The organism is Cellulosimicrobium sp. NPDC055967 (assembly GCF_042269845.1).
Lineage (GTDB): Bacteria > Actinomycetota > Actinomycetes > Actinomycetales > Cellulomonadaceae > Cellulosimicrobium.
In genome coordinates this window covers 456,359-468,324 of the sequence record NZ_JBHJYJ010000002.1, presented here as the reverse complement: position 1 = coordinate 468,324, position 11,966 = coordinate 456,359, and the positions used below count along the sequence as shown (strand labels likewise).

Genomic DNA, 11,966 nt, shown 5'->3' with positions numbered 1-11,966 from the left:
GGGGGGGGGTGGTTGGGGTGGGGGGGTGGTGGGGGGCGGGGGGGTTGGGCGGCTCGTTCGGGGGGGGGGGGATGGTAGACGCGGCACCACCACCCACCCCGCCCACCCAACCCGACCACACGCCGTCGAACACAAGAACCACCGCTCTACCTCGGCCAACCAGCGTTCTACCTCGGCGGACCGCGGTTCTCGCCGGCTGAGCGAGGGTCATCTCGGGAGGTTCAGGCGGTCGGTGACGTGATCGCGGGCGCGCCCTCGACGGGGGCTGCGGCGGCGGGGTCGGTGAAGGCCTGGCGCGGCACGACGGCGAGGAGGAGGACCGCGGCGACGAGCGCCGTCGTGCCGCACACGACCCAGACGGTGACGTACCCGCCGAACGAGCCGGCCGTGCTCCCGGTCGCGCCGCCCTGGAGCGCGGCGCCCGCGAGCGCGATGCCGAAGACGCACGACGCGATCGCGCCGCCGACGGTCTTCACGGAGTTCGTGAGGCCGGTCGCGACGCCGGTGAGCGTCGGCGGAGCGGCGGCGGCGGCCGCAGCGGGCAGCGCCGCCACGAGCGCGCCGGAGCCGAGCCCGACGACGACCATGTTGGTGAGCACGTTCGCGTACGTCGCGTGGAACGGCAGGAAGAGCAGGAAGCCGACGCCCACGAGGGTGGACGCACCGACCAGGGTGAGGCGCGGCGTCGCACGGCGGGCGACGCGGGGGTAGGACAGCGCGCCGACGATCATGCCGACGAGGTAGACGCCGATGAGCAGGGACGTCTGGAAGCCGGTCGTGCCGAGCCCGTACCCGTGCTCGGCGGGGTCGGTGCGGGCGAACGTCGACAGCGGCGCCTGGGCGCCCAGCACGGAGACGCCGAACAGGCCGGCGGTGAGGAACACCGGGCCGAGCGCGGGGGAGCGGAACATGCGCACGTCGACGAGCGGGTCGTCCTGGCGCAGCTCCCACCGGGCGAACGGCCACAGCACCAAGACGCCGAGCACCACGAGCGCCCAGGGTGCGACCGCGGCGACGCCCTCGAGGCGCAGCAGGCTGAGGCCACCGGTCAGCGCGAGGAGCGCGAGCGAGACGAGCACGAGCCCGACGGTGTCGAAGCGCCCGCCTGCGGGGTCGGGCGACTCCTGCACGCCGAGCAGCACGACGACGAAGCACACGACGACGAGCAGCGCCGGGACGAGGAGCACGACGCGCAGCGGCAGCGCGTCGACCAGCGCGCCGCCCACGAGCGCGCCGACGATCGCGCCGGTCTCGAGCGCCGCGACGAGGACTCCCGCGGCCCGTGCAGTGACCGCGGCGGGGTTCGCGAGGCGCCGGGCGCGCGACCACACGAGCGCGATCTCCAAGGGCAGCCACACGACGTAGAAGCCCTGCACGGCCCACGCCACGAGGAACACCGCGAACGAGTCCGTGAACGGCAGGACGAGCGACGCGGCCGCGGTCACCGCCGTCGACCACAGGAGGATGCGCCGGTGCCCGACCATGTCGCCGAGCTTGGCCAGCGCGGGCACGACGAGCGCGGACAGCATGAGCTGGGAGCCCTCGAGCCAGTTCACGTCGGCGTCGTGCACGCCGAGGTGCCGCGCGATGTCCGTGAGCATCGGCGTGTAGTAGCCCTGGAGGACGCCGCTCGTCAGCTCGACGAAGGCGAGGAACCCGACGACGCCGGCGAGGGTCGAACCCGCGAGGCGCCCGGTGCGCGAGCGAGCCATCGCTGCTCCTTCTGCGTGGGGGCACGCGCCGTCGCGTGCCCCGTGAGGTGGGGGAGCGTCAGGGTAGCCGCTCGAGCAGGGCACGGTGGAACCGTTCCCCCCGCTCGAGCTCGGCGACCTCGACGCGTTCGTCGACGCCGTGGATGGTCGCGCGCAGCTCGGCGGACATCGCGAGCGGTGCGAACCGGTACACGGCGGGCGCGAACCGGTGGAAGTGTCGCGCGTCCGTCGCCTGCATCGTGATGTACGGGGCCGGCAGCGCGTCGGGGTGCGAGACGCCCACGCACGCCGCGAGGAGGGCGAACCGCTCGTCGTCCACGGGGGACTCGGGGGACGGCTCGTCGGCCTCGACGACCTCGATCTCGACCTGCGGGTCGGCCACGCGCCGGCGGACGCGCTCGACGGTTCCCGCCACGGTCTCGCCGAGCGCGATCCGCAGGTTGACGGTCGCGGACGCCTGCGACGGCAGCACGTTCGCGGCCGTGCCGCCGGTGAGCATCGTCGGCGCGACGGTCGTGCGGACGATCGCCGCGGCCTCGCCGCCCATCGCGGCGAAGGTCCGCGCGGACACGGGCGGCGCCGCGGCCAGGGCGCGCAGCGCGGTGCGGGCCGGCCCGGTCGCACGGTCCGAGAAGAGGCGGAGCATGCGGGAGATCGCGACGGGCGTCCGCGCCGGGAAGGTGCGCGGGCCGAGCCGATCGACGGCCCGCGCGACCCGCCGGACCGCCGTCGTCGTGGGCGGGGCGGACGCGTGCCCGCCCTCGCCGCGCGCCGTGAGGCGCAGCGTGAGCACCCCCTTCTCACCGACGCCGATCATCGCCGCGCTCCCGGGGACGAGGGGGAGCGGGGAGTCCGTGACCGCGCCGCCCTCGTCGAGCACGAGCCACGGGATCACGCCGCGGTCGTGCAGGGTCGTCGCGATCGCGGCGGCGGCCGCGCCGTGCGACTCCTCGTTGCCGCCGAACGACAGGTAGACGTCCCGCGCGGGCGTGAAGCCCGCGGCCAGCAGGTTCTCGACGGCCTCGAGCACGACGACGAGCGGCCCCTTGTCGTCGAGCGCGCCGCGCCCGTGGACCCAGCCGTCGGCGACGCGCCCCTCGAAGGGCGGGTGCGTCCAGGCGTCGCTCTCGTCCACCGGGACGACGTCGTAGTGCGCCATGAGCACGAGCGGCGCCTCGCCGGACCGGCCGCGCCACCGGTAGAGCAGCCCGAGGTCGGTGATGCGCTCGCGGTCGAGGTGCTCGTGGACCAGGGGGTAGAGCTCGGGCAGGAGGTCGACCAGCTCGTCGAAGGGCGCGAGACCTCGCTCCTCCAGCTCGGCGGACACCGTGGGGATCCGGATGAGCCGGGCGAGGCGCTCGTCGGCACCGGGCCGAGGGGTCACGGACGCGGTCGTCATGGGGCCCACCTTAGAGACTCGATGCCACGAGTAGGTGACGGAGTCTCAGGCCTGGGCCTCGGGTGGTCGCGGGCAGACCTCGGGGGTCACGACGACGCGGGTGCGGGCGTGGGGAACCAGCGCGCGAACTTCTCCTCGAGCGCGTGGGTGCGCTCGACGTCGCAGCGCTTCTCCGCCGAGACGGTGATCGCGCCGTCGAGGCACTGCTGGTGCGCCAGCGCGACGTCCCACGTGACGAGCGTCGAGACCATCTGGAGCGCGAGCATCGCGGAGAGCCCGACCCCGATGCCCAGCGCCGGGACGAGCGCGCCGCGCACCCGCGCCCGCCACACGGCCACGAGCGCGCGGACGCCCACGACGATCGCCCCGAGCGCGAGCGCGAGGCTCACGGCCTGCCACGGGAACGGCATCGTGCTCACGACGATGACGGCCAGCAGGAGCAGGCCGAAGTGCAGCACGCGCCGCGTCGCCTGCCGCGCGAGCTCCGGGTCCGGCTCGGGGGGCTCGGGCGGTGCCGGAGGACGGCCGCCCCCGGACGTCGGCAGGTCCGGCCGGCCGGGCGGAGGAGGAGGCGGGAGCGGCACGCCCGGGCCTGTGGTGCCCGGCGGCACCGGCGCGCCCGGACGCGCGCCCCCCTCCGGCGGCTGCGGCGACTCGGGACGAGGCTGCTGCGGCGCGTCGGGACGGGGCGGTGCGTACGGGTTGCCCACGGGCAGCTCCTCGGTCGGTCGGGCGGCTCGCGGTACATTCTCCCATCGGGGACCGGGTGCCCGGGAGGGTGCCCGCTCCGCCCGCCGAGCCCGGCGCTCGCGCCACCCTGAGGCACCGCGAGCCATCCCCGAGCCACCCGTGAGCCACCCCTGAGCCACCCCGAACCCCGCAGGAGCACCGTGCAGACGCCGTCCGGCCACACCGTCGAGTCCACCTCCGCCGCCCGCGTCGTCGTCCTCGTCTCGGGCGCCGGCAGCAACCTCGCCGCGATCCTCGCCGCGCACGACGACGCCGCCTACGGGGCGCGCGTCGTGGGCGTCGTGTCGGACAAGGCCGACGCGGGCGGTCTCGACCTCGCGCGCGAGGCCGGGATCGCCGCCGTCGTCGTGGCTCCGGGGGACTTCGACGACCGGGCCGCCTGGAACGAGGCGGTCGCGCAGGCGGTCGACGTCTTCCGGCCGGACCTCGTGGTGCTCGCCGGGTTCATGCGCGTCCTCGGCCCGGCGTTCGTCGGGCGCTTCGCGGGCCGCACGATCAACACGCACCCCGCGCTCCTGCCGTCGTTCCCGGGCGCGCACGGCGTCCGGGACGCGCTCGCGTACGGCGTCCGGGTCACCGGCTGCACCGTCCACGTGGTCGACGACGGCGTGGACACCGGCCCGATCATCGCCCAGGTCGCCGTCCCGGTCGAGGACGGCGACGACGAGTCGTCGCTCCACGAGCGCATCAAGGTCGCGGAGCGCGCGCTGCTCGTCGAGACGGTCGGTCGCGCCGCGCGCGAGGGCCTGCGCGTCGACGGTCGCCGGGCGCTGCTGGGCTAGGCGCCGGGGTTCTCCGTGTCGTCGCCGGTGGCGTCGTCCGCGGGCGGGAGGTCGCGCGGCGCGAGCACGGCGAGGGCCTGGTAGGTCTCGCGGCGCTCCTGCGGCGCCGACCGCCCCTCCTCGAGCGAGCGCGCGGTCCAGCGCTCGAGCAGCTCCGCGATCTCCTGGGACATCGCGGCCGCCTGCTCGGCCGTGAGCACGAGCGTGCTGAGGGCGAGGATCCGGTCGTCGCGCGGACCGGTGGCGCTCCCGCGGCGGAAGGTCTCCTCGGCCCAGGCCAGCGCCGGGCGCACCACGTGGCGCACCGCGTCGGGCGTCCCGGGCTCTACCGCGTAGCTCTGGGCCACGTTCTTCCACACCCGGTCCCGGCGGTCGCGCGCGTGCTCGGGGGCCTCGGTGATCATCCCGGCCTTGGCGAGCACCCGGAGGTGGAAGCTCACGGAGTTCGCGGGCTCGCCGGTGGCCTGGGCGAGGTCGGCGGCGCGCGCGTGCCCGAGGACGGCCAGCTCCATGAGGATGCGCTGGCGCAGCGGGTGCGCGATGGCCCGCAGCGCCGCGGGGTCCTGGACGCGGAAGGTCTCGAGCACAGGCCGAGGCTAGCAACGCCCAGGGCCGCACAGCCTGAGGCGTGCACAGCAAGTGCGCAACGACTATTGCGCAATGGAGGTTGCGCAACTAGGTTCGTGCCATGACGAACCCGTCGGCCACCTCGGTCGAGGACCACCCGCCCACCGGCCCGTCGCCGACGGCGGCTGCCTCCGACCCCGCCGTCCCGGACGCCGAAGCGCCGGACGTCTTCTCACCGGTCGCCGCCCCCGACGGTGCCGTCCCGTCGTCGCTCCTGCGCAACAGGTCGTACATGCTGCTCATGACGGGGATGACGGCGGAGTCGCTCGGCGCGGGCGTCGCGCTCTTCGCGGTGCCGCTCGTCGCCTACGGGATCACGGGATCGGTCGTGCAGGCGGGCGTCGTCGCCGCCGTCGGCCAGCTCGGGGCGCTCCTCGCGACGCTGCCGGCCGGGGTCGTGGCGGACCGGGTCGACCGGCGCCGGCTCATCACGGTCGCCGCGAGCGTCGGCGCGGCGCTGTGGGCGACCGTCGCGCTCGCCGCGGGACTCGGGTCGCTCACCGCCTGGCACCTCGCGGCCGTGCTCTTCGGGGCCTCGGTGGTGGGGGCGCTCGTCGACCCGGCCACGAGCGGGGCGTTCCGCTCGGTCGTGCCCGTGCCGCAGCTGCCGACGGCGCTCGCGGCCGTGCAGGGCCGCGACGCCGTCGCGAGCCTCCTGGCCGGGCCGCTCGGCGGGGTGCTGTACGCCGTCGCGCACGCCGTACCGCTCGCCGGGGCCGCGGTCGGGCACCTGGCCACCGCCGTCTGCACGTGGTTCGTGCGCGAGCCGCTCAACGGCGACGTCGCCGCGGCCCGCGCGACCCGCCCCGCGGAGGCGCTGCGCGAGGGTCTGCGGTTCGTGTGGTCCGTGCCGCTGTTCCGCGCGCTGCTCGGCCTGTTCGTCGTCATCAACGTCGCGTTCGGCGGGCTCATGGTCGGGATCAACCTCGAGCTGGTGCGCACCGGCACCGCGCCCGTCCTCATCGGCCTCGTCGACCTCGCGGTCGGCGTGGGCGTCCTCGCCGGTGCGGTCCTCGCGCCGCGGCTCGTCGCCCGCGTCCGGGCGGGGACCCTCGTGGTCGCCGCGCTCGCCACGCTGGCGGCGGGCGCCGCCGCGATGGCGGCGCTGCACACGTACGTCGGGTACGTCGTCCTGCTCCCGCCCGCGCTCCTGCTGGTCCCCGCGGCGAACGCGTGCCTGTCCGGCTACGCGGCCGCGATCACCCCGGCGCAGCTCCAGGGACGGCTCTCGTCCGTCCTGGGCCTCACCGGCCTCGCCGCCGGGCCCCTCGTCCCGCTCGTCGGCAGCGGGCTCCTCGACCGGTTCGGGCTCGGCACCGCGCTCGTGGCGCTCGCGGGACTCCTCGTCGTCACCGTCGCCGTCCTCAGCACCGTCCGGTCGCTCTGGCAGGTCGGCACGCCCGACACCTGGGCCGGCGACGCGGCCGCACTCGCCGCCTCGGGCGTCGTGCCGGAGGAGCCCGGCCCGGTCGGGACGGGCCGGTAGACTGGGCGGCGGACGCGACTGGCGAGGGTGGGAACGACCACCGGGGAGCGGCCGGATCTACCTGCTGGAGCGTCGACCGCCTGGGCGCCTGGGTTCTGCCTCGCGTCGGCGTCCGTCGACGCGGCGACCGCGACCCAGAGGAGCCCCTCGTCATGTCCCACCCGGCCCCGCACGTGCCTTCCGCCCCCGACGTCCAGCTCGCCGACGACGCGCAGCGCCCCGTGCGGCGCGCGCTCCTGAGCGTCTACGACAAGACGGGCCTCGTCGAGCTCGCCACCGCGCTCCACGCGGCAGGCGTGGAGCTGGTCTCCACCGGCTCCACCGCGTCGACGATCGCCGGCGCGGGCGTTCCCGTGACGAAGGTCGAGGACCTCACCGGGTTCCCCGAGTGCCTCGAGGGCCGGGTCAAGACCCTGCACCCGCGCGTGCACGCCGGGATCCTCGCGGACTCGCGCAAGGCCGACCACCTCGCGCAGCTCGACGAGCTCGGCATCGCGCCGTTCGAGCTCGTCGTCGTCAACCTCTACCCGTTCGCCGCGACCGTCGCGTCGGGCGCCGGGCCGGACGAGGTCGTCGAGCAGATCGACATCGGCGGTCCCTCGATGGTCCGCGCGGCCGCGAAGAACCACCCGAGCGTCGCCGTGGTCGTCGACCCGGCGCGGTACGACGACGTCGTCGCGGCCGTGCAGGCGGGCGGCTTCACCTACGCCCAGCGCAAGGCGCTCGCGGCCGCCGCGTTCGTGCACACCGCGACGTACGACGTCGCCGTCGCGTCGTGGATGGGTAACGTCGTGGCGCCGACGGACGCGATCGAGACGGACGGCGAGACCGTGAGCACCGGGTTCCCTGCGTGGATCGGCGCCACGTGGGACCGTTCCGACGTGCTGCGCTACGGCGAGAACCCCCACCAGCGCGCCGCGCTCTACACCCACGGCCACGGCGCGAGCGGCCTCGCCCAGGCGACGCAGCTGCACGGCAAGGCGATGAGCTACAACAACTACGTCGACGCCGACGCCGCGTGGCGCGCCGCGCACGACCACGACGCGCCCGCCGTCGCGATCATCAAGCACGCCAACCCGTGCGGCATCGCGGTGGGCACCGACATCGCCGAGGCGCACGCTCGCGCCCACGCGACCGACCCCGTCTCGGCCTACGGCGGCGTCATCGCGGCCAACGGCGTCGTCACCCGGGCCGCCGCGGAGCAGATCGCGCCCGTGTTCACCGAGGTCGTCGTCGCGCCCGGCTTCGAGCCGGAGGCGCTGGAGATCCTCCGGGCCAAGAAGAACATCCGCCTCCTCGTCGTCGACGCCCCGCCGACGACGACCGTCGAGACTCGCCCCGTGAGCGGCGGGCTGCTCGTGCAGAGCACCGACCGGGTCGACGCCGTCGTCACGGACGCCGACGGGACCGTCACCGGCGGCGACGACCCGCAGCACTGGGCTCTCGTGACGGGCGAGGCCGCCGACGACGCGACGCTCGCCGACCTCGCGTTCGCGTGGCGCGCGATCCGCGCCGCGAAGTCGAACGCGATCCTCCTCGCGCGCGACGGGGCGGCCGTCGGCGTCGGGATGGGGCAGGTCAACCGCGTCGACTCGTGCCGCCTCGCGGTCGAGCGCGCCAACACCCTCGCCGACGGCGAGGAGCGCGCGCGCGGCGCCGTCGCGGCGTCCGACGCGTTCTTCCCCTTCGCCGACGGCCTGCAGATCCTGCTCGACGCGGGCGTGCGCGCCGTCGTCGCGCCGGGAGGCTCGATCCGCGACGCCGAGGTGATCGAGGCCGCGCAGGCGGCGGGCGTGACGATGTACTTCACGGGCACGCGCCACTTCGCGCACTGACCCAGCCCTGCTCGACGGCCCCGCCGGTCTCCGGACCGGCGGGGCCGTCGCGCACCGGGCGTCAGACCAGGGCGTCGCGGAGGCGGCGGGCCGGGTCGAGCGCGACGTCGAGGTCGACGAGGAGGTGCCCGGTGCGGTTCATCGCCTTGCGGACCGGGCCGACGTCGCGCGGCGAGTCGACCAGGAGGACCGCCCGGACCTCGGTGACCCGGCGCTCCGGGCCGCCGTCCGCCGTCGTGCCGCCGTCCGAGGGGGAGTCGGGGGCCGCTCCCGGGGCGAGGTAGAACGCGGCCCAGCCCTCGTGGCCGCCGGTGCCGCCGGACGGGTCGCCCCGGAACAGGACGTCGTCGCCCTCGGCGGGCACGCCGAACAGGGCGAGGTCGTGCCCCAGCTGCTGGGAGAACACGTAGGGGGCGTGCCCGGGGCCGTCGGGCTCGTCGCCGAGCAGCGCGGCGACGGTCGCGTCCGGGTCGTGGAGGGCGGCGGACCAATGGCCGCCGGGCACCGCGCCGAGCAGTGGGTGCTCGCGCGTCGCGCAGTCGCCGACGGCCCAGAGCCCGTCCAGCCCGGGCACGGCGCCGGTGGCGTCCACGGGGACGCTGCCGCGCACGTCGCGCGGGACGGCCCCGTCGAGCCAGTCCGTCGCGGGGCGGGCGCCCACGGCGGCCAGCACGAGGTCGGCCGGCAGCTCGTGCCCGTCGGTGAGCCGGACGCCGTCGGGCCGGACCTCCGCCACCGCGGCGCCGGTCACGAGCTCGGCGCCGACGGCCGCGTACCAGGGCGCGAGGTGCGCGCCGACGGCCGGTCCGAGCTGGCGCCGCAGCGGTGCCGACGCCGCCTCGAGGACCGTGACGCGCGCGCCCGCGCCCGCCGCGACCCCTGCCAGCTCGGCGCCGATCCAGCCCGCGCCGACGATCACGAGGCGGAGCCCCGGCCGCAGCGCGTCGCGGAGGGCCTCGGCGTCCCGGACGGTGTGCAGGAGGCGGGCGTGCTTCCAGCCGTCGGGCCGCACGGGCGTGGAGCCGACCGCGAGCACGACGGCGTCCGCGGTGCGGCGTTCGCCCGACCGGGTCGTGAGCTCCCACGCGCCGCCCTCGGGCGCCGAGCGACGCTCCAGCCGTACCGCCGGGTCGGCGAGGCGCACCTCGTCGGCAAGGGTCTCGACGTCCACGCCGAGGTCCTCGGCGAGCCACGCAGGGCTCGGGCGGCTCAGGAGCTCCTTCGACAGCGGCGGCCGGTCGTAGGGGCCCACGCCCTCCGCCCCGAGGAGCGTCACGCGCCCCGCGAACCCCCGACGCCGCAGCGCGCCGACGGTCTGGGCGCCGGCCAGTCCCGCGCCCACGACCACGACCGACGCGGGCGGCCCCGGGTCCGCCGCGGGAGGGGACGCGCGGTGCGCGGTGGGTGGCGGGAGGACCGGCGGCTCGGCGGACGACATGCACGTCACGCTAGGCCACGACGGTAGGCTTCCGGACGTGGAAGGTGCAGCAGCGTGACCGACGTCACCGCGGACGGGGGGACGCGGCACCGGCCGCCGGCCACGCTCGTGCCGGCGTGGCACCACGTCGACGACGAGCCGGGAGACGGGGAGCCCCCCGCGGGGGCGCGACCCGACGACGAGACCCAGCCGCCGGTCCCGGAACCCCCCGCGAGCCTCGCTCCGTCGCGCCAGCCGGCGATGTGGCTCGTGCTCGCGGGCGTCGCGGTCTCGACGCTCGTCGCGGTGCTCGTCGGCGCGCGTGCCGGCTGCTTCACGCTCGCCGGGCTGCTCGCCGTGGCCGGGGTGTGCCGTGCGGCCGTCCCGGGCCCGGGTCCCGTGGGGATCACCGTGCGCTCGCGCGGGCTGGACGTCTTCTTCTTCCTCGCGCCCGCCGTCGTCATGGCGTTCCTCGCGCTGACCCTCGACCAGGGCGAGATCTGAACCCTGCGTCGGCAGACGACGACGGGCCCGGACCGCGGTCGCGGTCCGGGCCCGTCGGGCGTGCGGGACGTCAGGCCTTGGGGGCCTCGCCCGTGCCGGGGGTGCCGTCCGCCGTCGGGGCCTCGGGCTCGTCCGCCTCGACGACCTCGACGACCTCCTCGACGGCGACGACGTCACCGTTCTCGTCCGTGACGACGACCTCCTCCTCGATCACGGCGGCCGCCGCGCCCACGCCGGCGGCGCCCGCAGCGGCAGCGCCCGCACCCGCGGTCGCGGGGTCGGCGGGCACGGCGCCCGCGGCGGGAGCGTCCGCCAGCGTGACGACCTGGTCCTCGCCGAGGAGGTCGTCCTGCTTCGGGGCGAACGCGAACGCGCGGTAGAACAGGCCCGCGATGGCACCGCCGAGGAGCGGCGCCACCCAGAAGACCCAGAGCTGGCTGAGCGCCCAGTCACCGCCGAAGACGGCCGAGACGGTGGACCGGGCGGGGTTGAGCGACGCGTTGGTGAACGGGGCCGCGACCAGGATCAGGACGCCGAGCGCGAAGCCGATCGCGATCGGGGCGACGGTGCTGCGGGTCCGCGAGTCGGTCACGCCGAGGATCACACCGACGAACACGGCGGTCCCGATCGCCTCGATGAGGAGGGCGCCGAGCAGCGGCAGCGTGACCTCGAGGCCGAGCTGCTGCGCGGCGCCGCCGAAGGTGCCGACGATGGGCGAGTGCGACTCGTAGCCGTTGGCGGTCGCGCGGAAGAGCGCGCCCGTGGTGGCCTCGTCGAGGAGCTGGTTCTGCTGGAGCACGTCGAGCGTGGCGCGCGGGATCGTCGCCAGGAGCACGACGCCGGAGAGCAGCGCGCCGACGAGCTGGGCGAGCCAGTAGGGCAGCACGTCGCGCCACGCAGTGCGTCCGCCGATCGCGGCACCGAGGGTCACCGCCGGGTTGAAGTGCCCGCCGGACACGTGGCCGACCGCCGCGACGGCGGCGACGAGCGAGAGACCGCCGGCCAGGGCGACGGCCAGGACGAGGTTGCCGTTGAAGAACCGCACCCACATCGCCACGCCGACGATCGCGAGCACGAGGAAGAACGTGCCGAAGACCTCGGCGCCGAGACGCGCGAGGAGGCTGGGCTGGACGACGGCGACGGCCTCCGTCGGCGCGGGGCGCGGGGCGTCGACGAGACCCTCCGGCGCGCCGGGAGCGGTGGTGTCCTGGGACATGATGATCCTGTCTGGTTCGGTGGGTACTTCGGGCAGTCCCGGCCCGACCGCCACGGTGCGGCACCGGGAGGCGGTCGGGACGACGGCACGATGCCTGACCGAGTGCCCGGCCATTCCGGCATCTGGGGGCATCTTGCCACCACCACCCGGGAGATGTGTGGAAATCAGCGGTGCTCCACCTGAGAACGGACGGCTCGTCTCACGATGCGGTCGGTCCGCCGGGAACCGCGAAAGTATC

10 protein-coding genes and 1 riboswitch are annotated in these 11,966 nt (G+C 76.0%); of the genes, 4 read left to right on the top strand and 6 right to left on the bottom strand.

The window, feature by feature from the left end; all coding sequences use genetic code 11:
• Window positions 1-221: 221 nt before the first annotated feature.
• The 3 genes from ACFC2L_RS04840 to ACFC2L_RS04830 form a co-directional block, all read right to left on the bottom strand.
• A complete protein-coding gene (locus ACFC2L_RS04840) occupies window positions 222-1,712 on the bottom strand; it encodes an MFS transporter (protein WP_375823158.1) in 1,491 nt (496 codons plus the stop codon).
• Between the two features lie 58 nt (window positions 1,713-1,770).
• Window positions 1,771-3,111: a M20/M25/M40 family metallo-hydrolase gene (locus ACFC2L_RS04835; RefSeq protein ID WP_375823157.1), complete on the bottom strand. Its 1,341-nt coding sequence runs from the start codon at window positions 3,109-3,111 to the stop codon at window positions 1,771-1,773.
• An 86-nt stretch (window positions 3,112-3,197) separates the two neighbouring features.
• Complete coding sequence (locus ACFC2L_RS04830; protein ID WP_375823156.1) at window positions 3,198-3,821, bottom strand: hypothetical protein; 624 nt, start codon at window positions 3,819-3,821, stop codon at window positions 3,198-3,200.
• A gap of 180 nt (window positions 3,822-4,001) precedes the next feature.
• Here ACFC2L_RS04830 and purN point away from each other — a divergent pair, with 180 nt between their 5' ends.
• Window positions 4,002-4,643 carry a phosphoribosylglycinamide formyltransferase gene (purN, locus tag ACFC2L_RS04825; RefSeq protein WP_375823155.1) on the top strand — a complete coding sequence of 214 codons (642 nt, stop codon included), beginning with the start codon at window positions 4,002-4,004 and terminating at the stop codon, window positions 4,641-4,643.
• Here purN and ACFC2L_RS04820 read toward each other — a convergent pair.
• Window positions 4,640-5,230, bottom strand: a complete 591-nt coding sequence (locus ACFC2L_RS04820; RefSeq protein ID WP_375823154.1) for an ArsR/SmtB family transcription factor — start codon at window positions 5,228-5,230, stop codon at window positions 4,640-4,642. The two genes, purN and ACFC2L_RS04820, sit on opposite strands and share 4 nt — an antisense overlap.
• A 101-nt stretch (window positions 5,231-5,331) precedes the next feature.
• Here ACFC2L_RS04820 and ACFC2L_RS04815 point away from each other — a divergent pair, with 101 nt between their 5' ends.
• Window positions 5,332-6,756: an MFS transporter gene (locus ACFC2L_RS04815; RefSeq protein WP_375823153.1), complete on the top strand. Its 1,425-nt coding sequence runs from the start codon at window positions 5,332-5,334 to the stop codon at window positions 6,754-6,756.
• A gap of 4 nt (window positions 6,757-6,760) precedes the next feature.
• A riboswitch (ZMP/ZTP riboswitch) is annotated at window positions 6,761-6,849 on the top strand.
• A gap of 59 nt (window positions 6,850-6,908) precedes the next feature.
• Window positions 6,909-8,591 (top strand): bifunctional phosphoribosylaminoimidazolecarboxamide formyltransferase/IMP cyclohydrolase, encoded by a 1,683-nt coding sequence (gene purH, locus ACFC2L_RS04810; protein WP_375823152.1) that lies wholly within the window; start codon window positions 6,909-6,911, stop codon window positions 8,589-8,591.
• Between the two features lie 61 nt (window positions 8,592-8,652).
• On the opposite strand, the gene ACFC2L_RS04805 is transcribed toward purH, so the two are convergent.
• Entirely contained in the window at window positions 8,653-10,029 is a 1,377-nt protein-coding gene (locus tag ACFC2L_RS04805; RefSeq protein WP_375823151.1) for an NAD(P)/FAD-dependent oxidoreductase, read from the bottom strand.
• A gap of 54 nt (window positions 10,030-10,083) precedes the next feature.
• On the opposite strand from ACFC2L_RS04805, the gene ACFC2L_RS04800 reads away from it, so the two are divergent.
• On the top strand, window positions 10,084-10,512 hold the full coding sequence (locus ACFC2L_RS04800; RefSeq protein ID WP_087471405.1) for a DUF3017 domain-containing protein: 429 nt from the start codon (window positions 10,084-10,086) through the stop codon (window positions 10,510-10,512).
• Window positions 10,513-10,582: 70 nt separating this feature from the next.
• Here the strand turns inward: ACFC2L_RS04800 and ACFC2L_RS04795 are convergent, their stop codons facing one another.
• On the bottom strand, window positions 10,583-11,728 hold the full coding sequence (locus ACFC2L_RS04795) for an aquaporin (RefSeq protein WP_375823150.1): 1,146 nt from the start codon (window positions 11,726-11,728) through the stop codon (window positions 10,583-10,585).
• Between the last annotated feature and the right edge of the window lie 238 nt (window positions 11,729-11,966).